This is a genomic window from Bradyrhizobium sp. (genome assembly GCF_035701725.1).
Classification (GTDB): Bacteria; Pseudomonadota; Alphaproteobacteria; order Rhizobiales; family Xanthobacteraceae; genus Bradyrhizobium.
In genome coordinates this window covers 1-23,306 of record NZ_DASSRP010000379.1, presented here as the reverse complement: position 1 = coordinate 23,306, position 23,306 = coordinate 1, and the positions used below count along the sequence as shown (strand labels likewise).

The following is a 23,306-nucleotide window of genomic DNA, read 5'->3' as shown; positions in this document are numbered from 1 at the left end:
CCATGATCGGCGCGGCGCTCGCCGCAACCGCCTCACTGGTGCTGTTGAAGCATCCCGCGATCGCGGGTTCGGCCCAGGCCGGATTCTGGATGCTGGTGATCGCCTGCTGGCTCTCGGTGGCGCTGGCGCTCGTCAATCTGGCGAACCTGCAGCAGCTTCGCCGCCCGCAACAGCGGGCCGTGAACCTGGTGGTGCCGCTGTTGTTCGGCGTCACCGTGTTTTATCTCTGGGAAGTCGCGGTGCGCGGCTTCGGCGTCCCGCCGGTGCTGCTGCCGGCCCCCAGCGCGGCGGCCGCGCGCTTTGCACATTCGCTGCCGACGCTTGCCGAAGACTTCACCCAGACCTTCATCAAGGGCGTGCTGATCGGATATGCGATCGGCTGCGGCGCCGGACTTGCGGTCGCGATTCTCGCCCATCGCTATCAATTCCTGAGCCGCGGCCTGTTGCCGCTCGGCAATTTCTTTTCCGCACTTCCCCTGGTCGGCATTGCACCGATCATGGTGATGTGGTTCGGTTTCGACTGGCCGTCAAAAGCCGCGGTGGTGGTGCTGGTGACGTTCTTTCCGATGCTGGTGAACGCCATCGCCGGACTTTCCGCCGCCGGCCATATCGAACGCGACCTGATGCGCTCCTATGCGGCGAGCCCGAAGCAGGCGCTTGCCAAGCTTTATTTGCCGGCCGCATTGCCCTTCATCTTCAATGCGCTCAAAATCAACGCGACGCTGGCGCTAATTGGCGCGATCGTTGCAGAGTTCTTCGGAACACCGACGCAAGGAATCGGGTTTCGCATCTCAACCGAGGCCGGCCGCATGGCGATCGACATGGTCTGGGCGGAGATCGCACTCGCGGCCCTTGCCGGAATGGCTTTTTACGGATGTGTCACGCTGGCCGAACGCGCGACAACTTTCTGGCATCCATCGTACCGGACCTAGGTCGGCAAGGTCCCATGATTTGGGGTTATTCATGAAACAGAGTCTCGTTATTGCTGCAGGTCTGGCGCTCGGTCTTGCGGTGCCCACCGCCCAGGCCGCCGATTCCGTCACCATTCAGCTCAAATGGGTCACGCAGGCCCAGTTCGCCGGTTACTACGTTGCCAAGGAGAAGGGCTTCTACAAGGACGCCGGTCTCGACGTCACGATCAAGCCGGGCGGCCCGGACGTCGCTCCGCCGCAGATCATCGCCGGTGGCGGCGCCGACGTGACCGTCGACTGGATGCCGTCGGCGCTCGCCTCGCGCGAAAAGGGCGTGCCGCTCGTCAACATCTCGCAGACCTTCAAGCGCTCCGGCCTCGAGCTGACCTGCCGCGCCGAAACCGGCATCAAGAAGCCGTCCGACTTCAAGGGCAAGACCATCGGCGTCTGGTACGGCGGCAACGAATATCCGTTCCTGTCCTGGATGTCGAAGCTCAACCTCAAGACCGACGGCTCGCCAACCGGCGTGAAGGTGATCAAGCAGGGCTTCAACGTCGATCCGCTGCTGCAGAAGCAGGCCGACTGCGTCTCCACCATGACCTACAACGAATACTGGCAGGTGATCGACGGCGGCTACAAGCCGAGCCAGCTCGTGGTCTTCAAGTATGAAGACGAGGGCGTGGCGACGCTGGAAGACGGCCTTTATGTGCTGGAGAAGAACCTGAAGGACCCGGCGTTCGTGGCCAAGATGGCGAAGTTCGTCAAGGCCTCGATGAAGGGCTGGGATTACGCCAAGACCCACGTCGATGAAGCCGTGAAGATCATCCTGGCCGCCGACACCACGGGCGCCAAGACCGAGAAGGACCAGAAGCGGATGATGGGCGAGGTCGCGAAGCTCCTGGGCGATACCGGCGGCAAGCTCGACGTCAAGGATTACGACCGCACCGTGTCCGAACTGATGGCCGGCGGCTCCGACCCCGTCATCACCAAGAAGCCGGAAGGCGCCTACTCCTTCGCCGTCTATGACGCAATGAAGTAAACGCGATCCGTAAGTTTGAATCTTTGGAAGACGGGGCCGGATCGGCCCCGTCTTTTTATTTGCGAAAAAGACAGAGGGCGCGAAAGCGGACGCTACTCCGCGATATCCTCGTTCCAGATATCCGGCCGCTCGCGGATGAAGCGCGCCATCAGCTCAATGCAGCGCTGATCCTTCAAGTCGATCACGTCGACGCCGCGATCGCGCAAGAACTGTTCGTTGCCGCCGAAATTGACGCATTCGCCGATCACGACGGTGGGAATCTTGAACAGGATGATGGTGCCTGTGCACATCATGCACGGCGACAACGTCGTATAGATCACCGTGTCGCGATAGCTGCGCTGACGTCCTGCCTTGCGCAGGCAGTCCATTTCGCCATGCGCGATCGGGTCCGATTTCTGGACGCGCTGGTTGTGTCCCTCGCCGATGATCTCGCCGCCACGAACCAGCACGCTGCCGACGGGCACACCGCCGCTTTGATAGCTGGCCCACGCCTGGTCGTAGGCCTTGGCCATGAAGAATGCATGATCGGTCATCGTCACCTCGAATTGCCTTGTTGCCGTCGCCGGCACAACGTTGCTCACGTTGCTGACTAATCAAGCAGAGAACGTGCCAGCGAATCATGGGCGAAAAGAACTTGCGCGGCATTCGTGAGCTTGCTGCACACGATTTAATCCAAAGCAGGCTCCGCCTGCACGGGAAAAATTCAACTCCACCGGCCGTCGATGGTTGGCACGCATCTTGCTGAATTACACTCGTAATAAAAATGCAGCGTTCCGATGCGATCCTTCTGCATGCGTCGAGGGGCGCTTGTGCTGCGTCGATTTCAGGTCGGCTCTGCCGAACGATCAGTAATTTGTGACAATTGAAAACAGACCCGCGTGTGAACGAGTTCATAGTCTTCGGCAAGAGGCGGGCGTAATCCATCACTCGTAATCGATATTGACGACGACATCGTTTGTAAGCCGCTTTCGGATTTTTCAGGTCTTTCTTTGGAGGACATGATGACGAATTCCGCTCAACTCAGTCCGGTCGACAAAACTCAAATCCATTTTCCCTTAAACCTGAACCTCACGCTGATCGGGACAGCCTTCCTGGTGGTGTTTGCGGCGGCGATTGTCCTTGCCGCGCTGCAGCCCGGTAACTGGCCCGCCGACATCGCGCTGATGGCCGCGTTTCCGTAAGTACCAACGACCGCTTCACTCATTGTCGCCGGGCGACCGGCCTCCACGAGGATTCCTTGATGCCGACCTATATCCGGATTGCAGAACCAAAGACTTTTCCGCCGCCGCATTTGGTACTCGGCGTGCCGCTGGCGATCTGGGCGATCGCGCTGTTGCTGATCGGGATGTCGGCGCAATTCAATTTGCCAATCGCTCCCTTCGATCCGCAGGATTTGTTGACGCCGTTCTGATTTCACCGTGTTTGTTATCGCAGGAGCAATCGTCATGGGGCCTTCACAGCGCCAGCTTCGACTTTTGTCGCCCGAAGATCGCATCATCTACATGAAATGGCTGCGCCGAAGCCTGATGCTGTACAGCACGGCGTTGGCGCTTCTGGTCATGGCCATGGTTGCCAATCACTTCTTTGCCTCGGCATCATCCGAGGTGGCGGAGGACAGCATGCATACGGCGGCGATTGCCAGCGGAAAATAGATCGCGCCTTCTCCGCGGGGCAGAAGGCGCACTGTCTCGACGATGGCCTAGTCGCGCTTCTTGAGGTTCTCGGCCATTTCGAGGTGATGCTGCAGGGTGGGCAACGTCTTGCCGGCCCAATCCTTCAGCTTCGAATTGTCGCCAGACTTGGAATAGCGCTCGAACAGCGATACCGCGTCCTTGTGCGCGCTTACCTGCATCGGATCGTAATAGCCGGCGAAATCCTGCGGCTTGGCATCGCGCAGCTGGTCGAGCTTCTTCTGCGAGGAGCTGTCGAGCGAAGCGGGAATCGTGGCCTTGACGTCGCCACTGTCAACCATGGACTTCAGATCCTTGCTGGTCTTGGTGTGATCGGTCGTCATCTGCTCGGCGAACTTCTTTTCGTCCGCATTACCCTTGTCCTGCGCAAGCTTGGCGGCGGCGAGTTCCAGCATGTCGCTATTGGCAGCCTCGGTGACGAAGTCCTGCGTCGTCGGCGTAATGCCAAGGGTCGAATTGACGCCGGTCTTCTCCCCGAGCGACTGGGAATGCGCCATTGGTACCGGCATCATGGGCGCGAGCAGCGAAACGGCGCAAGCCGCCGAAGCAATCCATCGATTCATCTGAGCCTCCAGAAATCATGTCCCTGCACCAATCCCACGCGGACAATGAAGTTCCCGTGGCCTTTGGACCGCATCAGGGAACACGACCGGCGTGGGGCAGATGCTGCCCGACCCGCCAAGGCCGATGGTGGTTCAGGTCAAGCAGACCGTCGTCAGCGATCCGGCGCCGCACCAAATTCAGAGATTGCGGGCGCGCAGATTGTTCGGCAGCGCGCCGAGGCTCTCGGGTGTGATCAGGCCGAGCGCGCCGGCGACGTGCCACCAGCCATGATCGGCCTGGCGAACGATCATGCACTCGGCGCTGACGCCCATATGCAGGCCCTCGTACGAATGGCCGACGGCAATATGCGCCACCTCCTCCGGCAATCCGACCGTCAGGCAGACATGCATGCCGAACACCGAGTGACGGAAGGTCGGCGAGCCGCTGTCGGCGGGATCGGCCTGCCAGCGGGCGCGGTTGCCGGGGTCGAACTCATAGGGTTTGCCGACGTCATGGCAGACCGCGCCGGCGAGCAGCACGTCCCAGTCGATGCGAACATTGGGATGGGAATGTTCGAACTCCTCCGCCAGCACCCTGGTGGTGCGCACCACGCCGCGCAAATGGTCGGTCTGGTTTCCCTTCCTCAGGATCGGACCGTTCGGATTGCCCCAGGGCGGAATATCCCTGATCCGCTTGAAATCCGAGCAGCACAGCGAATAGCTCCAGGCCTCGACGCAGCGCGTGCCCAGCGCCTTGTCCGGCACCAGCTCGATCTCGGGAAAATCCTCGATGACGCCGGCGCGGGTCTCGTCGGTGATGGGACGGCGCAGGCCAGCGTAATGGTGCTTGATGTTGTCCGCCATGATCGAAAATCTCCCGGAAACGTTCAGGCGTGTTGCGGTTCGATGGGCCGGCGGGTGAGGCCGAGCGTTGCCAGACAACCGCAGAACAACAGGGCGGCCGCAATCCGGAACGCCCAGGTGTAACCGCCGGTGCCGGCGACCACGTAGCCGGTGATGATGGGCGCGATCAGACCGAACAGATTGCCGCCGAAAGCCGTGATCGCGACCACGCGCGAGACGTCGCGCGGATTGCGCAACAGGTCGCTGGCGAGCGTGAAGTTGAGCCCCGCCCCGGTGTTCGAGCCCGTCAGCACCAGCGTGAGCACGAGCAGCAACTGACCAAGACCGTCAACCAGCGGCGCGAGCAGGATCAGCATCGCCAGCACCGCCATCGCGGCAATGAAGTTGCGGCGGCGGCCGGCCTGGATGTCCTTCGACGATAATACGCGGTCGCTGATACGGGCGATGGTGACCCCAAGCACGATTGTGACGAGATACGGCACAGCGGTGAGATAACCGGTGTTCATGGTCGAGAGTTCGCGCGTCGACTGCAGATAGGTCGGCAGCCAGGTGAGAAACAGATAGGCGGTGTAGACGAGGCAAGCCTGGGTGAGCACCAGCCCCCAGACACTGCGCTGGCTCAGGAGATAGCCGAGCGAAGAAGGCGGCGGTCCTGCTGATGTCACCGGCCCGGTTCCGTTGCGCTCGGACAGGATTTTCATCCGCTCCTCTTCGCTCAACCACGCGACCTGCTCCGGCGTTCCGTACCAGATCACCCATGCGATCAGCCAGACGAAGCCGATCGCGCCCAATACGACAAACGCAGTGCGCCAATCGAACCAACTCACCAACGCCGCGGTGAGAATGGCGCCGACCGCCGGTCCCGCCGAAGAGCCGCCATTGAACAATGTCGTGACAAAGCCACGCTCGCGTTCCGGAAACCATTGGCGAATCGCGCCGCCGCAGGCCGGAAAGGTCGTCGCTTCGCTGGCGCCCATCACCAGCCGCGCCGCCAGGATCGAGACGAAGCCGCCGGTCGCGGCCGTGAGCGCGGTCGCGGTCGACCAGATCGCAATGCCGCCGCCGACCATGTTCTTGACGCCGATCCGCTCGACCAGAAGTCCGAGCGGCACCAGACAGACCACATAGGTCCACAAGAATCCGGAAAACAAATAGCCCATCTGCACCGGCGAGAAGCCGTATTCCGCGACGATGGGTTTCGCCGCCACCGACAGAGCAATGCGGTCGATGTAGTTGATGATCACGACCGTGAAGATCAAGAGCGCGATCCAGCCTCGGCGATAGGTCACTTCGTCCCCCCTCGTTTGCCGGCGCCGGTCGGCTGGCCCGACTGCTTTTTCTATGCGCCAGCCTGGAAGTAATATTGATAGGGCGAGGCCTGTCCAATTAAATGGCTTTTCCCGATTTGATAGGTTTTTCCAATGAATCGCGTCAGCATCGCGCAACTCGAGGCGTTCTACTGGGTCGCCGAACTCGGCTCAGTCCACCGCGCGGCGGCTCATCTCAACGTCACGCAGCCGACGCTTTCGCTGCGCTTGCGCAAGCTCGAAGCCGAGCTTGCCGCGCCGGTGCTGGAACGTTACGGCCGCGGCGTGCGGCTGTCCCGCTCCGGACATGCCTTTCTCGCCAAGGTAAAGCCGGTGCTTGATGCGTACGGCCATCTTCACAAGGCCGGGACCCCTGCCACCATCGACGGGCGCATCCGGATTGGACTGGCGGAAGGCTTTGCGATTGCCTGCTTGCGGCATCTGGTGCCGGCACTCGCCGGCCAATACAAGCTACTGCGCCCGGAATGGACCGTCACCACCAGCTCCGCGCTCGAGCAGGAGCTGCTGCAGGGCAATCTCGATCTCGCCGTGCTGGTCGATCCGATCGGCGACCGCGCGCTGCGGCTGGTGCCGCTCGGCCCTCAAGGCAATGTATGGGCCGCGACCCCGGCGCTCGCAAGACAACTGCGGACCTCACCGCGGGCGATGTCGCGTCAGACGGTCATCACCACGCCGCCGCCGACATCGATGTACCGCAACACGATCGCGTGGTTTGCCTCGGCAAGACAGAAGCCGGGGCCGCTCTGCATCTGCACCAGCGTCAATGCCGCCGCGCAGCTGGTCGCCGCAGGGATCGGCATCGGCATTTTTCCGAAGCGGATGATCGAGGCCTATCGCCCCTCCGGCGCGCTTGCCGTCATCGCGTCCAAGCCGCAGCTTGCGGCGGGCCGCGTCTATCTCGCGCACCACGTCACGGCCGATGCAGACCGGATCGAGGCGGTGATGCGCGTGATCGAAGGCGTCACCGCCGAGCTCAATTACTTCGATATCAAGGCGGGCCGCAAAAAATCAGCATCGAGGCGCAGGACGATCCGGCGTTCGCCTTTGCGTCGCTGACCTCAGCTCATCCGCCGCGATAACGGCGCTCGAGCGCGTCATATTTTGGCTTTGAAACCGCCTGCTGGCGAATATCGAAGCCGGCGAGACGATCGGCGACGGAAGCGAGCGATCCCTCCTGCTTCAACGCGGCCAGCACCTCATGCGAGGCTTTCAACGCCGCCTGCAATGCCGCGTTAGCGTAGAGCACGCAGCCGAAGCCTAGCTCGGCGAATTTCTCTCGCCCGAGTTCAGGCGTCTTGCCGCCGAATACGACGTTGGCGACCTGCGGTACCGACAGGCTGCTCGCGATCTGCGCCAGTTCCTCGGCCGAGGTCGGCGCCTCAACGAAGGTCGCGTCGGCGCCGGCCTCGATCATGGCCCCCGCCCGGTCGATCGCGGCCTGAAGTCCCAAAATCGCCCGCGCATCGGTGCGCGCCACGATCTGAAGGTCGCCGTCGCGCCGCGTGTCGACCGCGGCCTTGATCGTCGCCAGCATTTCTTGCAGCGGCACGACCTCCTTGCCGTCGAAATGGCCGCACTTCTTAGGAAAGACCTGATCCTCGATCTGCAATCCCGCCGCGCCCGCCCGCTCCAGCACCTTCACCGTGCGCACCATGTTGACGGCATTGCCGAAGCCGGTATCGGCATCGACCAGCAAGGGAACGGCGACCGCATCCGAAATGGCCGCGACATGGTTTGCAATCTCGGTCAGCGTGGTCAGGCCGATGTCCGGCGCGCCGAGATACATGTTGGCGATGCCGGCACCGGTGACATAGACCGCCTCATAGCCGAGATCCTCGATGATACGCGCGAACAGGCCGTTGGCGGCTCCGGCGAAGATCGTCGCCTCGCGGCGGCCCAGGATGGTTTTCAACGTCGTCGTCGGCTTTGTCATACCATTCTCCTGCTCGCCTTACGCCGCCCGCCGCGTGAATCGTCTGCCCGCGCGCAGCATCAGCGTGTTGGCGGCAATCGCGACCGCCACGATCACGGTCACGACCGCCGTCGACAACCTCACATTGTTCTGCGCCATACCATTGACCAACAGAAAGCCAAGGCCCTTTTGCGAGGAGAACATCTCCCCGATCAGCACGCCGAGCAAGCTCAGCGAAAAACTGATGCGCAGGCCGTTCACGATATCGGGCAGGCAGGCCGGCACCAGCACCCAGCGGATGGTACGCGCCTGCGACAGACGCAACACGCGCGCGGTGCGCACCAGCACCGGCGGCAGGTTGCGCACCGCCCCTAACGTAAACAGTGTCATCGGCACCAGCCCATGCATGACGCCGAAGGCGACCTTGGCGGACATGCCGAGGCCAAACAACAGCAGCACCACCGGATAGAGCGTCACTTTCGGGATGGTGTAGAAACCCGCCAGAATCGGCTCGGCGACTTCGCCGGCAAACCGGCGGATGCCGAAAATGAGGCCGAGCGCGAGCCCAATCAGCGCCGAGAGCACGAAGGCGAGTGCGAATGCCTCCAGTGTCGCCGCCGCGTGATCCCAGAACATCGCCGTACCAAGCAGGCCGCCAAGATAGGTCAGCGTTTGCAGCGGCGGCGAAACCGCGACGCCCTGGGTCCAGCTTCCGATCGCCTGCCAGAGCGCCAGCATCAGAAGCGTCAGCACGATGGCATCGAACGCGCGGAAGTGCCGACGCGCGGCGAGCTTTTGCGTATGATCGAACGAGAGCTCGCTCATCCCCGTGAACGGCGGCGCGCCAGGCGCCCCTCCCAGACATAAAGAACGCCGTTGGCGACGATCGCGACCAGCAGCACGAACAGCATGGCGCCATACATCGCGCGGTTGTCGAAGCTCTGATAGGCGAACGAGATCGCATAGCCGAGCCCGGTGCCGGACAGGATGAACTCCCCGGCAATGACGCCAATCAGCGCATAGCTCAACGCGAGCTTGAAGCCGGTGAAGAGATGCGGCATCGCCGCCGGCAGCACGATCCACGTCAGGGTACGGGCCGGGGTCAGCCGGTGGACGCGGGCAAGCTTGATCAGGACGGGCGCTACGCTGTCGAGTCCCGACAGCGTAGAGATCACGACCGCGGGCGTCGCCGAAAGAATGCCGAGCACCACCAGCGGCGCCTTGCCGAGCCCGAGCAGCGCCACCAGCAGCGGATAGAAGATGAAGGTCGGCACCGAGTAATAAGAGGCAAGCAGCGGATCGACGACATCGCGCAAGCGAGGAATGCGATGAATCAGCGCGCCAAGCGCGGTGCCAATGACGACCGCAAGCACAAAGGCGAAGAAGATGGTTGAAAACGTGCTGACGATTCCGGCGTTGAGTTCGCCGGAGCGGAGCAGATCAACCATCGAGGCCACCATGTCGCTCGGCGCGAGCACGGCGAGCGTGTCGATGACACCCAAGCGGCAGCCGATTTCCAGCAATGCAAGCAGTGATGCCAGGACGGCGATGCGCGCGATCAGGGCGGCGTGGCGCCGCCTCATGCGGCCCTGCCCATGGTTTTCAGCGACTCTTCGCGCAGCGACGACCACAGCCGGCCGGTCAGTGCGCCGAATCTGGAATCCGAAACGACGCGACTGTCGCGGTCGCGCGGCCATCCGGTTTCGACCATATCGATGAAGCGGCCCGGCCGCGCGCTCATCACCCCGACCCGATCGGACAGCATCGCGGCCTCATCGAGCGCATGGGTGATCAGGAGCACGGTTGCCCCGCTCTCGCGCCACAGCCGCAACAGTTCGTCGCCCATCAGAAGGCGCGTCTGCTGATCGAGCGCGCCGAACGGCTCGTCCAAAAGGATCAGGCGCGGACGCAGCACCAGCGTGCGCGCGATGCAGACGCGCTGGCGCATGCCGCCGGAGAGCTGCGCCGGAAAATGTTCGGCAAACTGCGAAAGTCCCATGAAGCTGATCGCATGGTCGACGCGATCAGCGACTTCCAGCTTCGGTAGACCTGAGGTGCGGAGGCCGAAGGCGACATTGTCGCGCACGCTGAGCCAGGGCATGCTGGAATCTTCCTGGAATACGACGCCGACGCCGTCGGGCACCTCGCCGCGCAATTCCCTGCCCTCGAAACGCACGCTGCCGGTGGTCGGGCGCACCAGGCCCGCGACCACGTCGAGCAAGGTCGACTTGCCGCAGCCGGACGGGCCGACAATCGAGAAGAATTCGCCGCGCTTGATGTCGAGACTGATCGGACCGAGCGCCTGCACGACCGGCGGCCCGTCATAGCGACGCACCACCTCGTCCAGCGATACCTGCGGCTGTTCGCTCACGCCACACTCCTCATTGCGTCGGACGCAAGTCCGCCGGCAGGTACGACGTATCGACATATTTCGGCCAGTCGACCTCGCCTTTCATCTGCCCGGTGATCTGAAGGCCTTCGACCATGTGGTTCATCGCCGCATAATCGAGCCGGCCATCGCTCCAAAAATTGACGCGGATCAGTTCACGGACGTGGCCACGAAACAGCTCGATGTTCGGATTATTGTAGGCCTTTGCCGTGATGTCGGCGGCTTCGTCGGGATGCTCGATCGCATAGGCCAGTCCCTGGCGGCGGGCATTGACGAGGCCCTTGATGATGTCGGGATGCGCCTTGGCATATTCTGATGTCGTGATCATCACGGTCTGCATCATGCGCGGATCAAGCACGTCGCGCACCATGAACAACGGCTTCACCAGTTCCTTGTGCTGGGCATAGAACAATTCGTCCGAGAAGCCGGCGTCGACCGCGCCGCCGCCGACGGCGGAGATGATGGCGCCGAGATCGCCGGCCGGCACAAGTTTGACCTGCTGCGGCGTCATGCCGTTCGCCTTCAGCGCCATCAGGATGATCATGTTGCTGACGGAGCCCGGCGCGGTATAGGCCACCTGCTTGCCGGCGAGATCCTTGATGCCGGTCAGCGTCGAGTCCTTTTTCACCATCCACATCTGGTCCGCGACCGACCAGGCGCCGGCGCCGATGATGATGAGCTTCTGGCCGGCGTTGATGGCCTGCACGGCCGCGGCCAGCGACACCTCGCCGAAGGGAATGCCGCCGGCGAGCGTGTTGCGCACGGCGGTGCCACCGCCGGCTGCGGTGAGGATACCGGTCACGTCGACGTCATTTTTCTTGAAAAATCCCTTTTCCATCGCGACCGCATAGGGGACGCCGTAAAACTGCCCGCCCCAATGCGTCACCGTGATCGTTTCGGCCTGCGCGCGAGATGACGTCCAGGCCGCGATGGCCGCAGCCAAGGCAACCAAGAAGCCAATCCGTCCCGGTCGGAAAAATCGTCTTCGCTGTGTCATGGCGCGATCCTTCTGCAGCGCGTCGGAGAAATCGTAATTTTCAGACACGATTTACTTGGCGTCGGCCCCACCCAGGCCGTGGCGCTTCTCAAAGGCGTGCACGGCAGGAAAGCCCATCAGCTGATTCATTTCCGAGAACGGCAACATCGGCGCCTTGCTGCCGGTGCCGATACCCTCGCTCTTGAGATGGCGATAGACCAGTTGCAGTGCGCCGGCCGCGGTCAAAAAACCGGAACCGGGATAAAGCGCGATCTTGAATCCCATCGCGCCGAGTTCGGCCGTCGACAGATATGGCGTGCGACCGCCCTCGACCATGTTGGCGAGTAGCCACGCGCCCTTGAAGGTTTCGGCGACGCGTCGCAATTCCTCCAGACTCTCCGGGCTTTCAACGAACAGCACATCCGCGCCGGCCTTTAGAAAGCGCTCGGCACGGCGGAGCGCAGCATCGAGTCCCTCGGCATAGCGCGCGTCGGTGCGCGCCACGATGAGAAAGTCCTTGTCTGGCCGCGCTTCGACCGCGACGCGGATCTTGGCGACGGCATCGTCAGCCGGAATGACGCGGCGAAACTCGGTGTGGCCGCACTTCTTTGGAAACTCCTGGTCCTCGAGCTGAATGCCGGAGGCTCCCGCCGCAGCATAGCCGCGCACCGTGCGATCGACGTTCAGCAGGCCGCCATAGCCGGTATCGCCGTCGGCGAGAAATGGCAGGTTGGTGGCGCCGGCGACGCAGCGCACGCGATCGAGCATTTCGGAAAAGGTCGCGGTGCCGGCATCGGCCACCCCGAGCGCGGAGGCGACGACGCCATAACCCGTCATGTAAAGCGCGTCGAAGCCGATGCTGGCGGCCATTCGGGCCGAGATGCCGTCAAAGACGCCCGGAAGCGTCAGACATCCATCGCGTTGCAGCAGTGCGCGAAGCGGTGTTGCCTCTGCCAAGCCGTCCTCCCTTGTTTGCCCGGGCGATGGCTCTTGAGGGCCACCTGTCCCCGTTCTTTGTTGTTAGACTTGGAACCAGCGGTCCGATTCTAAGGATCGCATCCCTTCGCAGCGGCCACTGTTGGCAGCGAACGTCAAATCCGCTCCGTCAGCCGCCATGTTAAAGCGCCGCCTCTCGATGCCAAGGGGGTATCTGCAAAAATCAGCGCTTGCACCGGCGCCTGCGTCGGCCGACGGGCACGTATCCTTCTCAATGCGAGGTAGCCGAATGCGCCGGACATGACGCAGTGCGCGAAGCGATTCGCGAGCGCCACACGCGCGTCGACTCCACCTGATCACGCCCGCGCTTTTTCACCATATGAGAAGCAACGTCGACCGACCAGGACGCTCTCGACAAGAAGAAGACTTTGGTCGAAATAGCGCACATGACAAACCGTGTGCCATAACCGGCGTGAAGCACGGCGATGCAATCCTGCTGCTGAGATGGGGAAACGAGCCATGAAGCTAATTCGATTGATTGCCTTGGGCGCGAGCGCGCTGACGCTGGCGCTCGGCAGCGCCGCGCTCGCGGCCAAGATCGATATCTCGGCCCATGACATCGGCGGGCAGGTGATCGGCGACAAGGGCCCGGAAGCCGGCGTCTGGATTATCGCCGAGACCCGCGACCTGCCGACCAAATATGCCAAGATCGTCGTGACCGACGACCAGGGCCGCTATGTCATTCCGGAGTTGCCGGATGCGAACTACAAGGTCTGGGTGCGCGGCTACGGTCTGACGGACAGCGCGCAAGTCGATGCGCGTCCGGGCAAGACCGTCGACTTCAAGGTCAAGCCGGCGGCGTCCGCAGCCGCGGATGCGCAGCATTATCCCGGCATGTACTGGTATTCGCTGATCGACATTCCGCCGGCGAGCGAATTCCCCGGCACCGGCGCCAAGGGCAACAAGATGCCCGACACCATGAAGAGCCAGGCCCAGTTCGTCGACACCGTGAAGAACATGTGCCAGTCCTGTCATGCGCTCGGTACGCGCGGCATTCGCGAAGTGCCGAAGCTGTTCATGGATCAGGCGCAGGGCAATTCGCAGACCGCCTGGGCGATGCGCACGCAAGCCGGTCAAGCCATGGAATACATGGCGACCGCCATCAACAGCATCGGGCCCGACAAGGTCTACGAGGTATTCTCGAAATGGACCGACAAGATCGCGGCAGGTGCGCTGCCGTTCGACAAGCCGGAACGGCCGAAGGGCATCGAGCGCAATGTCGTCTATACGCTGTGGGATTGGGCGACGCCCGGGCATTACCAGCATGACGCAATTTCGACCGACAAGCGCAATCCGCATGTCAACGCCAACGGGTTGATCTACGGCTCGCCGGAAGAGAGTACCGATCTCATCCCGACGCTCGATCCGATCAAGAACGTCGCCTCGACGATCAAGGAGCCTTATCTGGACGAGAAGATGCAGGGTTCGGCGGACGCGCCGCACGGCACCTCGGCCTATTGGGGCGATGAGGCGATCTGGGACGGCCACACCTCGATCCATAACGTGATGATGGACGAACAGGGCAAGGTCTGGTTCACCGCCAAACTGCGCCCACCGGCGAATCCCGATTACTGCAAACAGGGCTCGCAGCACCCTTCCGCGAAAGCTGATCCGCAGGCTTCGGCTGTGCGCGAACTTTCGCGCTTCGACCCTGCGACTGGCCAATGGGACATGATCAACACCTGCTTCTCTACGCATCATCTTTACTTCGGACACGACGCCAACAATACGCTGTGGACCAGCGCGGGCGGCCCGGGTCTCGGTGGCGGCGTCGTCGGCTGGCTCGACACCAAGAAGTTCCGCGAGACCAAGGACGGCGTCGCCGCGCAGGGCTGGACCGCGCTCGTGATCGACACCAACGGCAACGGCAAGCGCGATGCCTATGTGGGCGCGAAGGATCCCCTCGATCCGACCAAGGACAAGCGCATCGCGGCGTCGTTCTACGGCGTGATGCCAAGCCCGGTCGACGATTCGATCTGGGGCCAGGCGATGGATCGCGGCTTCTCCCGCATCGATCAGCCCGGCTACATCATCCGCCTGACGCCGGGCTCCGATCCCGCCAACACCGCTTTGGCTGAAGTCTATCAGCCGCCGGAGGGCACCTTCGGTCCACGCGGCATCGATATCGGGCTGGATGGCGTGGTCTGGACGGTGTTGTCGAGCGGCCATCTCGCAAGCTTCGACCGCAAGCTGTGCAAGGGTCCGCTCAACGGCCCGACCACGGCGGAAGGCAAGCAGTGTCCGGAAGGCTGGCATCTCTATCGCCTGCCGGGACCGCAGTTCAAAGGCCTCGACCCCAAGGGCAGCGCTAACCATGCCTATTTCGTGTGGGTCGACCGCTACAACGTCTTTGGCCTCGGCAAGAACGTGCCGATCGCGGAAGCCAATGGCGCGGAATCGCTGCTGGCGCTGGTCAATGGCAAATTCGTGAACATGCGGATGCCTTACCCGCTCGGCTTCTTCACCAAGAACGTCGACGGCCGGATCGATGACGAATCCAAGGGATGGAAGGGCCGCGGGCTGTGGACCACCTCCGGCACCCGGGCCAACTTCCACGGCGAGGGCGGCACGGAGGCCTATCCGAAGGTGTTCAAGGTGCAGTTGCGGCCCGACCCGCTGGCGCACTGAGCGCCCGAGCAGGCTGAGCGCGTGCGAGGCCGTTAGCGACGGCGCAAAAAGCGAGGACAGGAAATCGGGCTCCACGCCATCAGGCTCGGGGCCCGATTTGCGCTTGCACTCGAGATTGCGCCGGCGCGGAAGCTGGCTAAAGATAGCGCGCCCGCTTCCGCCATGATCCACGCAAGCCGATGTCTTCAGACCTAAGCCGCGCTTCGAGAATGTTGACGTGGATCCGCGGGCGAATTCACCGCGACCGGCTGCAATTGATTCTGGCGCTGCGCGTCACCGTCGGTGCACTGCTCTCTTTCGTGGTCGCGCAGATCCTGCACCTGCATCTGCCGCTCTGGGCGGTTCTGACCTCGCTGATCGTGACCCAGGCAAGCCTCGGACGTTCAATCAAGGTCGCAAGCGACTACCTGATCGGCACCTTCGCTGGCGTTGCCTATGGCGGCGCCCTGGCGATCCTGATTCCGCACGAAAGCGAATGGGCCCTGCTCGCGGTGCTGGCGCTCGCGATCGCGCCGCTCGCCTTCATCGCCTCGTTTCGCGCGAACTTCAACGTGTTGCCGATCACGGCGATCATCGTGCTCCTGGTTCCCGGCATGCAGCACGTCAGCCCGGCGGCTTCCGCGCTCGATCGCGTGCTTGAAGTAACCACCGGCGGCACCGTCGGCTTCATCGTTTCCTTTCTGCTGTTCCCGTCTCGCGCCAATACGATCACGATCCAGGCCGCGGCTGATATGCTCGATCTGATGGCCGATGCGCTGTCGCGTTTCCTGGAAGATCACACCCGCGAACTCGATGCCGCCGAGCGCCGCCGTATTCAGGACGGCATTGCCGCCGCGCTGGCAAAGCTCAACACCATCGGCGCCGAGGCCGAGCACGAACGGAAATCGCGCCTCACCTCCGGTCCCGATACCGGTCCGCTGCTGCGTACGCTCCTGCGCCTGCGTCATGACATCGTGATGCTCGGCCGGGCGGTCGGATGCGAGCTGCCGGCGGCAATCGCAGCCCGGCTGACGCCATCACTCGAAAATATTGAGATCACGGGAAGCGGCTTTCTCCGCGCCAGCGGCGCCGCCCTGCGCGAACAGAAGCCCGCCCCGCCCCTGGCCGCGGCCGACGCGTCGTTCCGCGATTACGTCGAACGCTTCAGCGCCGTGCGGCGCGAGGGATTGACGCGCGACATGGAAAGCGAGGCGGCCGAGCGGTTGTTTGCACTCGGCTTTGCGCTCGAGCAGCTGCGCGAGCACTTCGTCGAGGTGCATCGCGTGGTCGGCGAATGGGCGCGTGAATAGCGCTCTCTGACGTTTCCGTCCAGACAGCGTCACGCAAGTGCGCAAACGCCCAAAAACTCACCGTGATGGCGCAAATGTCATCACGCTCACATTCACTTGAAATGTGACCCCTCTCACAGGCGGCTTGTGTGAAGGCGCGCATGCTCCAATCATTGATCACGCAAAGCAGCAGAGCTTACCCCATGAGCGATGCCACGTTGCCGTCAAAAGCGATTGCCGACTCCGAAGCACTTTCATTTCAGCGAAAGACACGGCGGCGCGGGTTTCTGACAGCGCTTGTCGAGGCCTTGCACCATTCGAGACGCCTGGAAGCGCAACGCATCCTTCGGCGCTACCGGCACCTGATCGACGCGAAAGACCGCGAGCGGATTTTGAAAGGAATTGAAGATGTCCCTGAGTGACAAGCCGGAGCGCAAGTTTTCATTATTCGAGGTCGCCGGTTACGCGGTCTTGATCGCAATCGCCGCTGGATTCCTCGCCCTGCATATCGTTGCCGGCAATATCGATCTGCCGGGCAGCAGGAGTGTGCCTGCGGAAGCCGCCAGACTATCCGGAGATTGAATGCGCGCCGATGCGGCCATCATGGCTGCGAACGATCTTGAGTAAGTTGATCAATCTTAGCAAAGCGGGTTGAAAGTCCGGTAATCATCCGGAATCGATTACGCGCAAATTCGGTGTCATCTGGAGCCTCCCTAAGGATGGAGGCTGACCGTGAACATCTATTTGGTACGCGTGATGACGGATGACCGCGAGCACCGCCTCTGGGCTGCGGCGACTTCGCGCGAAGAAGCGATCGATCGGGTGCTGGATCAGGTGCCGGAGGGATGGACGGCGCGCCTGATGGATGATCACGGCGGCACTGGTCCGGACGCACTGGATGGCATGAAGCCCGGTGAAATTCGCGAGATTAAGGCTCCGGGTTCCGGCTGTGCGGCCGGCCAGGGATCGCGGGCCGCCGGCGAAAGCCTAACGGGGCCTTAACGGCCGCCCGCACAGGTGGATCTTAAACAAAGCTTAGCCCTTCAAGAATAATTTGATCGAATATTCGCGCGCCTCATATCGGCGCCTCATTGCGCTTGTCATTTTTTCAAACGAGGCCCCGATGTCATCGACATTGGCACTCTTGATCTCGGAGCTGGACGCGATCGACGGTTGGCCGGCCGAACGATGGGCCGAAACGCTGCGGCAGATCACCAAGCTCTTCCTGCACCGCGCCCAGGGGCTTGCAGCGGATCAGATCGCGCTTTTCGACGACGTCTTCGTCCGCTTGATCGGCCGCGTCGATAACTGCTCGCTGGCGCAACTCAGCGAACAGTTCTCCGAGGCCAAGTGCGCGTTGCCTCGATCCGCCAGGCTGCTCGCGCTTCACGGCGACCCATCGGTCTGGCTTCCCATCCTGAAGTGCGTTCGCCTGGCGCCGGAACTCATTCTTGAGGTGGTCCAGGCTGGCGGTCCGAAGCACCGTCTTGCAATCGCGCAGCGGCAGACCGTCGATGCCGCCGTCAGCGAGGCGCTGCTGCAAGGCGCCAATCCCGCGATCTATCACGCGCTGGTCGAAAACCTCGGTGCGAGACTGCCGGACGCCGATTGGGCGCGGCTGGTGCAGATCGCCGAGCAGGATACGCCCCTTGTGCAAAAGCTCGCCCGCCGGTCCGACCTTCCCGAACCGCTCAAGCGCAAGATCCGCGCGAAGCTGGAAGATGCGCGCATGCGCCACCTCAATGCGATGCCAGGCGTCATGCGGGAGCAGATCGAAAACACCATCGCGACCGCCGACCCGGCGAAGCTGCTCGCAGGTTCAGGGCAGCCCGACTATGCACGCGCACAAGCCGAAATGATCGAACTCGGCCGCAAGGGCAAGCTGAACGATTCGACGATCAACCGATTTGCGCTTCGCGGCGAATACACCAACATCGTTGCGGCGCTCGCGCTGAAGACGGGATCGCCGGTCGACGTCATTCTGCCGCTGCTCGCCAGCGACAATCTCGAGGGACTGGTTCTGGCGTGCAAGGCCTCGCGGCTGGACTGGGCGACGGCGGCTGCGATCATCCGCCATCGCCCCGGCCAGCCGCCGGTGGCTCCGGCCGAACTGGAAAAGGCCAGGAAAACCTTCGACGAGTTCTCGCTGTCGGCAGCGCAACGGACCGTCCGGTTCTGAAGCTCGAGGCCATTCGGCCTATTTGTCGATCTTGTTATGAAGCTGCCAGAAGCGCAGCGTTCTTTCGGCAGTGTCGACCGACAGCTTGCCATAGTCGCTTGACGCGAGTTTCAGCGTGGCGTCGTCGATGCGGATCTTGGAGCGATGCACGAGAATCGCTTCGACCGCCGACCAATCCAGTTTCGCCGCCTTGCAGGGAATCAAAACGAGATCGGCGCGCGGCCCCTCCAGAACCCTCATCATCATCTCGGTCGGCGCGCTATTGTTGAGAAGCCCGAGCGCGGCCGCGACTTCCTCGAGCTTTCTGTTACCCGCGAATCTGGCGATCGCCGCACTGTTGAGCTCGTTCATGCCTTTCATTCTGCGCACCGCGGCCTCGGCCCTGCCGAAGTCGCGCGCCGCAGCATCGGACTGCACGGTACTTGCAATCGCCGCAAGGATGCGCTGGATCTCGCCTCGAACTTCCGCCGGCGCGACACTCAACAGCTTGGCACGCACGGCCTCTGTCGCACGGAGCAGGAGATCGCGCAGGAATTTGAGTGGAAGATCCGCCCTCAGGCCCAAAACCTCGGACAGTTCGTCATCGGCCTCGGCGCGGGCGACCATGCCGCCGTAACCGGATTCGGAGAAGCGGGCGGTGGAATTATTGGCAAGTTTGCGAATGACCTTGCGTTCGCCGCGCTCGACCAGCACGTCGGTGACGGATTCGGAAAGGTTGTCCCGTCCGGAAATCGCGAGCAGATGATCCTGGCCCTTGTTTTTCGCGATCTCCACCAGCGTCCCGTCGGACAGGCTTTTGGAATGAGCCAGAACGTTCTCGGCCACGGCAATCTGGTCGTCCCAGGCGAGACGTTCGACCACGCCGGAAGGGGCGCGGTCGATCGGCGCCAGGCGGGCACCGAGTTCCGCCTTCACCCGGCTTTCGACGCGTTCGACGAGATGGCTGAGCACGTCGTCGAAGACCTTGATCTGCTCGTCGCTGAGACGTTCGGCGTCGTGGAGAAACAGATCCGTGACCTGCCGGAGCGTCTCGACGCGCTTGGCTGAGGAGCCGCTTCTGACGGCCTCTTCCAGTTCATCAATGATCGAGGCAGAAGCCTGCATGACAACTAAAACCTTATGACGATATTTCTTTCGCCTTCGTTGAAGTAGATCAACGCGGCCAAGATATTCCGAAGCCTCCCACCGGGTTGGCCGGTGCCAAAACACCTACTGCCCGGCGACACGGCGTTGCGACTTGCGATCGGGCTTGTTGATCAAGAAACGAATGCCAACCGTCGTGCCGTCGATCCAGACCATCTCGCAACGCCTGAACGCGAGCCCCGTCGACGAGAGAACCAGGAAGAATTCTTTGGCCCGCAGAACCTCGGTCGTCCCTTCAATCTCGATCCGGGCGCCCGTCGATGAAACGTCTTTCAGCTGGCAGGCGCGGCTCCAGGTGCCGTCGACGCCCAAAAGGTTGGCCGGGAATGCGCGCTGAAACTGCACGCGATCGGCCTTTCGGTTGTTGCTCATACGGTCCCCCCGATCCCAAACGACCCGAACGCGCTAGAGCCGAGCCCACTTGCCTGATTGCCGGATGAGATTCGCCGCAGCTGCCCGTGAGCCGACCGATGCCACGACGGCACGGCAACAGCTGGAAGATCGGATAACCGTTTCAATACCCAAACAAGCAACCGGTATTATTGGATGGTAAGCGAGCAATGAGTTCGGCCGTGTAATCTTCGGAACCTAACTCTGAATCATTAATCGCGGGTAAGTGGTGCGCCTTCTCGATACTGCCACGACAAGAAACCCCTGCGGCGATGATCGCGCCGCAGGGGGCCGGCAACTACTCGGCTTTGTGCGATGTGGGCGCGGGTGTCGGAAACGCCACCAGCGATCTAAGACCTGCCGGCAGTGACCGCCCGATGCGCCTGCTGCACGGCCCCGAGAATCGGGCGTCCCGACCGATGCATCTTTGGCGTCCACCAGGCGAACAAGGCCTTTACCAGCTCCGAAACGTCCTGGGTTCGCCGGCTTTCCGCCTTGGCGCGCACCTCGGCCTCGCCCCTGAAATCGATTGTCGGCAATTCGCGCTGCATAATCATCTCCAGATCAAATGGGTCATGAGTTCAACGCAACTACTTGATCGAGACCGCGAACGGATGGGCGTTTACGGGTCTCGGGGAATGTGGCGGCGGCCCCGCGACGAGCCAGATCGCTACCCCGGTAAAGACCGTCACAACGAGCGTGGGGAGTAGAATCGTCTTTGGCCGGTGCATCTGGTCGATCTGCTAGAAGTATTTGAAATTCTGGAGGCAAGCCCGGCAATATTCGCGGTAGATCAGGCGAAGGATGATGTTCATCGAACCAACTCCGTTGTTGATTACGGGATAAGGATTGCAGCCTTATGTTTCAGGCCCATTTCGTCAGGGGATGAAATCGATTTCGCCGGACCGGAAATTGGTTTCGGCGGCATCTTTTGAGGGTGACGGCGATCCGATGGATTGCCCGCCCTCTCACCAGCCTCATTCCGAAGCAAACCGCGGCTTTTGACGGACGGATTTCAAAGAAGGGCACGGAGATCGCCCTTCATATGGGACAAACCGACGGGCCTAGACGCTTGCTTCAAACCGCGATCGGTAAAGCGCCGGCGAAAGGCCGGTCGCTTTCCTGAAATGGTTGCGCAAGTTAGCTCCGCTCCCGAAGCCGACTTCGAGCGCAACCTTTTCGATCGGCAACCTGGTTTCTTCAAGAAGGTCGCGCGCGTGCGCCAGCCGCTCGGCCAGCAACCATTCTCCAGGCGCCATGCCCGTGGCGTCGCGCATATGACGATGAATGCCTCGGACGCTGAGGCCGGCCTCCGACGCCATTCGCTCGACCGGCCAGGATTCCGACAGGCGGGCGCGGATTGTCTGCATCAGCGCCGACAATCTGGCACCCGCGCGCCGCGGCACAGGCCGCTCGATGAACTGGGCTTCGCTCCCGCTGCGGTGAGCGGCAACAACAAGACGACGCGCGACACTGTTGGCGGCCTTGGCGCCGAAATCCTGACGCACGACGTGGAGGCACAAATCGAGACCTGCCGCACTTCCCGCCGATGTCATCAGCAAACCTTCATCGACGTAGAGCACGTCCGGCTCGACGACCACATCCGGAAACGCCCGCGACAATTCCTCGATGTGGTGCCAGTGCGTGGTGGCGCGCTTGCCGGCGAGCAGGCCGGTTTGCGCGAGCACAAACGCGCCGCCGCAGATCGACACCAGGCGACAGCCGCGCGCGTGTGCCTCCCGCAACGCCTTCAACAGTGAAAGCGGGACCGGCGCGTTCGGCCCACGCCAGCCGGGAACGACGATGGTGCTCGCGTCCGACAACAGCTCCAATCCGCCATCCGCGACCACCTGAATGCCGCCGACGGCGCGCAGCAGGCCGGGCTCGGCTGCGGCGACGACGCAACGATACCAGTTTGCGCCCATTTCAGGCCGCGCGAGGCCAAAGACCTCGAAGGCACAGCCGAATTCGAACAGACAAAGCCCGTCATAGGCGATGATGACAACACGGTGCGGAGCAATACTTGGCATGATCTCGACGATATTGGCCGCTCTGGCCACTGGCAAGAGCGCCGATTTCTTCCGAACATTGCCGCACCACGACCGTCTTGGCCCGACACAGCAAGCGGCCGGAAGAAAGGGATAAGCGATGAGACTGATCGGAATGCTTGATTCGCCGTACGTACGGCGCGTTGCCATTTCACTGCGGCTGATGGAGGTGCCGTTTGCGCACGAAGCGCTGTCGGTGTTCCGAAACTTCGAGGCGTTTGCCGCGATCAATCCGGTCGTCAAGGCGCCGACCTTCGTGACCAATGACGGCACCGTGCTGATGGATTCAGCGCTGATCCTCGACCATGTCGAACGGCTCGTCGGCGCCGAGCGCAGCCTCGTTCCCACCGATATCGCAGCACATGCCCGTGCCCAGCGCATCGTCGGCCTGGCGCTCGCGGCCTCGGACAAGAGCGTGCAGATCGTCTACAAGCAAACGCTTCGGCCGAAAGACAAGCAGCATCAGCCGTGGATCGATCGCGTGCAGGGGCAGCTCGAGGCCGCCTACCGGCTGCTTGAAGGGGAAATCGCAGCGGCAACGCCGTGGCTGTACGGCGACCGGCCCATGCAGGCGGACATTACCAGCGCGGTGGCCTGGCGCTTCACGCAAGACGTGCTGCCCGGCGTTATCAGTGAGGCGGGCCATCCGGCGCTTGCCGCGCTGTCGGCGCGTGCGGAAAAAATGCCAGCGTTCCTGGCATTCCCACCGGACTAATCGTCGCTGATAATTTCTTGCGTCTGATTGTCGACCACGACCGGGCAGTCGAAATAAACTACCGATGGATCGGAACTGTATCGTTCCCGCATGACCGCCCGCCAGCTCTCGTCGAACATCGCTTCAGCCTCAGCGCGGGAATTCCAGAGATAGACTCCGCCGATCGTCATTCCGTCCTGCGACAGGTAGTAGTATTTGCGAACGAGACCTGCGACGCCCTGATATCGCGGAGCCGTGCTCAGGAAGTTGCGCCGCGCCTCTTCCCGCGTCATCGGCCGTGGCAGCGG

29 protein-coding genes are annotated in these 23,306 nt (G+C 62.4%); 14 read left to right on the top strand and 15 right to left on the bottom strand.

What is annotated here, in order from left to right:
- The first annotated feature begins 2 nt into the window (after nt 1-2).
- Both VFL62_RS22940 and VFL62_RS22935 read left to right on the top strand, forming a co-directional pair.
- Nucleotides 3-932 (top strand): ABC transporter permease, encoded by a 930-nt coding sequence (locus tag VFL62_RS22940; protein ID WP_325174683.1) that lies wholly within the window; start codon nt 3-5, stop codon nt 930-932.
- A gap of 31 nt (nt 933-963) precedes the next feature.
- On the top strand, nt 964-1,950 hold the full coding sequence (locus VFL62_RS22935; RefSeq protein WP_325174682.1) for an ABC transporter substrate-binding protein: 987 nt from the start codon (nt 964-966) through the stop codon (nt 1,948-1,950).
- Between the two features lie 92 nt (nt 1,951-2,042).
- On the opposite strand, the gene VFL62_RS22930 is transcribed toward VFL62_RS22935, so the two are convergent.
- Nucleotides 2,043-2,483, bottom strand: coding sequence for a nucleoside deaminase (locus tag VFL62_RS22930; RefSeq protein WP_325174681.1), 441 nt, complete (start codon nt 2,481-2,483; stop codon nt 2,043-2,045).
- 468 nt (nt 2,484-2,951) lie between these two features.
- On the opposite strand from VFL62_RS22930, the gene VFL62_RS22925 reads away from it, so the two are divergent.
- The 3 genes from VFL62_RS22925 to VFL62_RS22915 are packed head-to-tail and all read left to right on the top strand — an operon-like array spanning nt 2,952 to nt 3,602.
- The gene (locus tag VFL62_RS22925; RefSeq protein WP_325174680.1) at nt 2,952-3,131 is read left to right on the top strand and encodes a hypothetical protein; all 180 of its coding nucleotides are present in this window, start codon (nt 2,952-2,954) and stop codon (nt 3,129-3,131) included.
- Nucleotides 3,132-3,190: 59 nt separating this feature from the next.
- Complete coding sequence (locus VFL62_RS22920; protein WP_325174679.1) at nt 3,191-3,361, top strand: hypothetical protein; 171 nt, start codon at nt 3,191-3,193, stop codon at nt 3,359-3,361.
- 34 nt (nt 3,362-3,395) lie between these two features.
- Nucleotides 3,396-3,602 carry a hypothetical protein gene (locus VFL62_RS22915; protein WP_325174678.1) on the top strand — a complete coding sequence of 69 codons (207 nt, stop codon included), beginning with the start codon at nt 3,396-3,398 and terminating at the stop codon, nt 3,600-3,602.
- Nucleotides 3,603-3,649: 47 nt separating this feature from the next.
- Here VFL62_RS22915 and VFL62_RS22910 read toward each other — a convergent pair whose 3' ends face one another.
- The 3 genes from VFL62_RS22910 to VFL62_RS22900 form a co-directional block, all read right to left on the bottom strand.
- Nucleotides 3,650-4,204, bottom strand: a complete 555-nt coding sequence (locus VFL62_RS22910; protein WP_325174677.1) for a DUF4142 domain-containing protein — start codon at nt 4,202-4,204, stop codon at nt 3,650-3,652.
- Nucleotides 4,205-4,381: 177 nt separating this feature from the next.
- Nucleotides 4,382-5,047, bottom strand: a complete 666-nt coding sequence (locus VFL62_RS22905) for an HD domain-containing protein (protein ID WP_325174676.1) — start codon at nt 5,045-5,047, stop codon at nt 4,382-4,384.
- Between the two features lie 23 nt (nt 5,048-5,070).
- The gene (locus tag VFL62_RS22900; RefSeq protein WP_325174675.1) at nt 5,071-6,336 is read right to left on the bottom strand and encodes an MFS transporter; all 1,266 of its coding nucleotides are present in this window, start codon (nt 6,334-6,336) and stop codon (nt 5,071-5,073) included.
- Between the two features lie 132 nt (nt 6,337-6,468).
- Between VFL62_RS22900 and VFL62_RS22895 the strand changes: the two genes are divergently transcribed.
- Nucleotides 6,469-7,431 carry a LysR family transcriptional regulator gene (locus tag VFL62_RS22895; RefSeq protein WP_325174674.1) on the top strand — a complete coding sequence of 321 codons (963 nt, stop codon included), beginning with the start codon at nt 6,469-6,471 and terminating at the stop codon, nt 7,429-7,431.
- A gap of 7 nt (nt 7,432-7,438) precedes the next feature.
- On the opposite strand, the gene VFL62_RS22890 is transcribed toward VFL62_RS22895, so the two are convergent.
- The 6 genes from VFL62_RS22890 to VFL62_RS22865 form a co-directional block, all read right to left on the bottom strand.
- On the bottom strand, nt 7,439-8,308 hold the full coding sequence (locus tag VFL62_RS22890; protein WP_325174673.1) for an oxaloacetate decarboxylase: 870 nt from the start codon (nt 8,306-8,308) through the stop codon (nt 7,439-7,441).
- A gap of 18 nt (nt 8,309-8,326) precedes the next feature.
- The gene (locus VFL62_RS22885) at nt 8,327-9,112 is read right to left on the bottom strand and encodes an ABC transporter permease (protein ID WP_325174672.1); all 786 of its coding nucleotides are present in this window, start codon (nt 9,110-9,112) and stop codon (nt 8,327-8,329) included.
- Nucleotides 9,109-9,870 carry an ABC transporter permease gene (locus tag VFL62_RS22880; RefSeq protein WP_325174671.1) on the bottom strand — a complete coding sequence of 254 codons (762 nt, stop codon included), beginning with the start codon at nt 9,868-9,870 and terminating at the stop codon, nt 9,109-9,111. Before VFL62_RS22880 ends, VFL62_RS22885 begins: the two co-directional genes overlap by 4 nt.
- Entirely contained in the window at nt 9,867-10,658 is a 792-nt protein-coding gene (locus tag VFL62_RS22875) for an ABC transporter ATP-binding protein (protein WP_325174670.1), read from the bottom strand. The genes VFL62_RS22880 and VFL62_RS22875 overlap by 4 nt, the downstream gene beginning before the upstream one ends.
- A 10-nt stretch (nt 10,659-10,668) precedes the next feature.
- The gene (locus VFL62_RS22870; RefSeq protein ID WP_325174669.1) at nt 10,669-11,628 is read right to left on the bottom strand and encodes an ABC transporter substrate-binding protein; all 960 of its coding nucleotides are present in this window, start codon (nt 11,626-11,628) and stop codon (nt 10,669-10,671) included.
- Nucleotides 11,629-11,724: 96 nt separating this feature from the next.
- Nucleotides 11,725-12,609 (bottom strand): isocitrate lyase/PEP mutase family protein, encoded by an 885-nt coding sequence (locus tag VFL62_RS22865; RefSeq protein ID WP_325174668.1) that lies wholly within the window; start codon nt 12,607-12,609, stop codon nt 11,725-11,727.
- A gap of 498 nt (nt 12,610-13,107) precedes the next feature.
- Here VFL62_RS22865 and VFL62_RS22860 point away from each other — a divergent pair, with 498 nt between their 5' ends.
- The 6 genes from VFL62_RS22860 to VFL62_RS22835 all read left to right on the top strand — a co-directional run bounded on the left by VFL62_RS22860 (nt 13,108) and on the right by VFL62_RS22835 (nt 18,723).
- On the top strand, nt 13,108-15,276 hold the full coding sequence (locus VFL62_RS22860) for a carboxypeptidase regulatory-like domain-containing protein (protein ID WP_325174667.1): 2,169 nt from the start codon (nt 13,108-13,110) through the stop codon (nt 15,274-15,276).
- A 209-nt stretch (nt 15,277-15,485) separates the two neighbouring features.
- Nucleotides 15,486-16,565, top strand: coding sequence for an FUSC family protein (locus VFL62_RS22855; RefSeq protein ID WP_325174666.1), 1,080 nt, complete (start codon nt 15,486-15,488; stop codon nt 16,563-16,565).
- A gap of 182 nt (nt 16,566-16,747) precedes the next feature.
- The gene (locus tag VFL62_RS22850) at nt 16,748-16,966 is read left to right on the top strand and encodes a hypothetical protein (protein WP_325174665.1); all 219 of its coding nucleotides are present in this window, start codon (nt 16,748-16,750) and stop codon (nt 16,964-16,966) included.
- A complete protein-coding gene (locus VFL62_RS22845; protein ID WP_325174664.1) occupies nt 16,953-17,126 on the top strand; it encodes a hypothetical protein in 174 nt (57 codons plus the stop codon). Before VFL62_RS22850 ends, VFL62_RS22845 begins: the two co-directional genes overlap by 14 nt.
- Nucleotides 17,127-17,276: 150 nt before the next feature.
- Nucleotides 17,277-17,546 (top strand): hypothetical protein, encoded by a 270-nt coding sequence (locus VFL62_RS22840; protein ID WP_325174663.1) that lies wholly within the window; start codon nt 17,277-17,279, stop codon nt 17,544-17,546.
- A 121-nt stretch (nt 17,547-17,667) separates the two neighbouring features.
- Nucleotides 17,668-18,723, top strand: coding sequence for a DUF2336 domain-containing protein (locus VFL62_RS22835; protein ID WP_325174662.1), 1,056 nt, complete (start codon nt 17,668-17,670; stop codon nt 18,721-18,723).
- A gap of 18 nt (nt 18,724-18,741) precedes the next feature.
- Here VFL62_RS22835 and VFL62_RS22830 read toward each other — a convergent pair whose 3' ends face one another.
- The 3 genes from VFL62_RS22830 to VFL62_RS22820 all read right to left on the bottom strand — a co-directional run bounded on the left by VFL62_RS22830 (nt 18,742) and on the right by VFL62_RS22820 (nt 20,807).
- The gene (locus VFL62_RS22830; protein ID WP_325174661.1) at nt 18,742-19,827 is read right to left on the bottom strand and encodes a DUF2336 domain-containing protein; all 1,086 of its coding nucleotides are present in this window, start codon (nt 19,825-19,827) and stop codon (nt 18,742-18,744) included.
- 105 nt (nt 19,828-19,932) lie between these two features.
- The gene (locus tag VFL62_RS22825; protein ID WP_325174660.1) at nt 19,933-20,238 is read right to left on the bottom strand and encodes a PilZ domain-containing protein; all 306 of its coding nucleotides are present in this window, start codon (nt 20,236-20,238) and stop codon (nt 19,933-19,935) included.
- 368 nt (nt 20,239-20,606) lie between these two features.
- On the bottom strand, nt 20,607-20,807 hold the full coding sequence (locus VFL62_RS22820) for a hypothetical protein (protein ID WP_325174659.1): 201 nt from the start codon (nt 20,805-20,807) through the stop codon (nt 20,607-20,609).
- Nucleotides 20,808-20,981: 174 nt separating this feature from the next.
- Here VFL62_RS22820 and VFL62_RS22815 point away from each other — a divergent pair, with 174 nt between their 5' ends.
- A complete protein-coding gene (locus VFL62_RS22815) occupies nt 20,982-21,191 on the top strand; it encodes a hypothetical protein (RefSeq protein WP_325174658.1) in 210 nt (69 codons plus the stop codon).
- Between the two features lie 129 nt (nt 21,192-21,320).
- Here the strand turns inward: VFL62_RS22815 and ftrA are convergent, their stop codons facing one another.
- A complete protein-coding gene (gene ftrA, locus VFL62_RS22810) occupies nt 21,321-22,316 on the bottom strand; it encodes a transcriptional regulator FtrA (RefSeq protein WP_325174684.1) in 996 nt (331 codons plus the stop codon).
- Between the two features lie 88 nt (nt 22,317-22,404).
- Here ftrA and VFL62_RS22805 point away from each other — a divergent pair, with 88 nt between their 5' ends.
- On the top strand, nt 22,405-23,019 hold the full coding sequence (locus VFL62_RS22805) for a glutathione S-transferase (RefSeq protein WP_325174657.1): 615 nt from the start codon (nt 22,405-22,407) through the stop codon (nt 23,017-23,019).
- Here the strand turns inward: VFL62_RS22805 and VFL62_RS22800 are convergent.
- A partial coding sequence (locus tag VFL62_RS22800) for a monooxygenase (RefSeq protein ID WP_325174656.1) occupies nt 23,016-23,306 on the bottom strand: 291 nt, incomplete at its 5' end. The genes VFL62_RS22805 and VFL62_RS22800 overlap by 4 nt on opposite strands.

Excerpts from the sequence above, each read along its gene's own strand:
- VFL62_RS22940 (WP_325174683.1), top strand. The coding sequence starts at position 3 with ATGATCGGCGCGGCGCTCGCCGCAACCGCCTCACTGGTGCTGTTGAAG.
- VFL62_RS22935 (WP_325174682.1), top strand. The coding sequence starts at position 964 with ATGAAACAGAGTCTCGTTATTGCTGCAGGTCTGGCGCTCGGTCTTGCG.
- VFL62_RS22930 (WP_325174681.1), bottom strand. The coding sequence starts at position 2,483 with ATGACCGATCATGCATTCTTCATGGCCAAGGCCTACGACCAGGCGTGG.
- VFL62_RS22925 (WP_325174680.1), top strand. The coding sequence starts at position 2,952 with ATGACGAATTCCGCTCAACTCAGTCCGGTCGACAAAACTCAAATCCAT.
- VFL62_RS22920 (WP_325174679.1), top strand. The coding sequence starts at position 3,191 with ATGCCGACCTATATCCGGATTGCAGAACCAAAGACTTTTCCGCCGCCG.
- VFL62_RS22915 (WP_325174678.1), top strand. The coding sequence starts at position 3,396 with ATGGGGCCTTCACAGCGCCAGCTTCGACTTTTGTCGCCCGAAGATCGC.
- VFL62_RS22910 (WP_325174677.1), bottom strand. The coding sequence starts at position 4,204 with ATGAATCGATGGATTGCTTCGGCGGCTTGCGCCGTTTCGCTGCTCGCG.
- VFL62_RS22905 (WP_325174676.1), bottom strand. The coding sequence starts at position 5,047 with ATGGCGGACAACATCAAGCACCATTACGCTGGCCTGCGCCGTCCCATC.
- VFL62_RS22895 (WP_325174674.1), top strand. The coding sequence starts at position 6,469 with ATGAATCGCGTCAGCATCGCGCAACTCGAGGCGTTCTACTGGGTCGCC.
- VFL62_RS22890 (WP_325174673.1), bottom strand. The coding sequence starts at position 8,308 with ATGACAAAGCCGACGACGACGTTGAAAACCATCCTGGGCCGCCGCGAG.
- VFL62_RS22885 (WP_325174672.1), bottom strand. The coding sequence starts at position 9,112 with ATGAGCGAGCTCTCGTTCGATCATACGCAAAAGCTCGCCGCGCGTCGG.
- VFL62_RS22880 (WP_325174671.1), bottom strand. The coding sequence starts at position 9,870 with ATGAGGCGGCGCCACGCCGCCCTGATCGCGCGCATCGCCGTCCTGGCA.
- VFL62_RS22860 (WP_325174667.1), top strand. The coding sequence starts at position 13,108 with ATGAAGCTAATTCGATTGATTGCCTTGGGCGCGAGCGCGCTGACGCTG.
- VFL62_RS22855 (WP_325174666.1), top strand. The coding sequence starts at position 15,486 with ATGTTGACGTGGATCCGCGGGCGAATTCACCGCGACCGGCTGCAATTG.
- VFL62_RS22850 (WP_325174665.1), top strand. The coding sequence starts at position 16,748 with ATGAGCGATGCCACGTTGCCGTCAAAAGCGATTGCCGACTCCGAAGCA.
- VFL62_RS22845 (WP_325174664.1), top strand. The coding sequence starts at position 16,953 with ATGTCCCTGAGTGACAAGCCGGAGCGCAAGTTTTCATTATTCGAGGTC.
- VFL62_RS22835 (WP_325174662.1), top strand. The coding sequence starts at position 17,668 with ATGTCATCGACATTGGCACTCTTGATCTCGGAGCTGGACGCGATCGAC.
- VFL62_RS22830 (WP_325174661.1), bottom strand. The coding sequence starts at position 19,827 with ATGCAGGCTTCTGCCTCGATCATTGATGAACTGGAAGAGGCCGTCAGA.
- VFL62_RS22825 (WP_325174660.1), bottom strand. The coding sequence starts at position 20,238 with ATGAGCAACAACCGAAAGGCCGATCGCGTGCAGTTTCAGCGCGCATTC.
- VFL62_RS22820 (WP_325174659.1), bottom strand. The coding sequence starts at position 20,807 with ATGCAGCGCGAATTGCCGACAATCGATTTCAGGGGCGAGGCCGAGGTG.
- VFL62_RS22805 (WP_325174657.1), top strand. The coding sequence starts at position 22,405 with ATGAGACTGATCGGAATGCTTGATTCGCCGTACGTACGGCGCGTTGCC.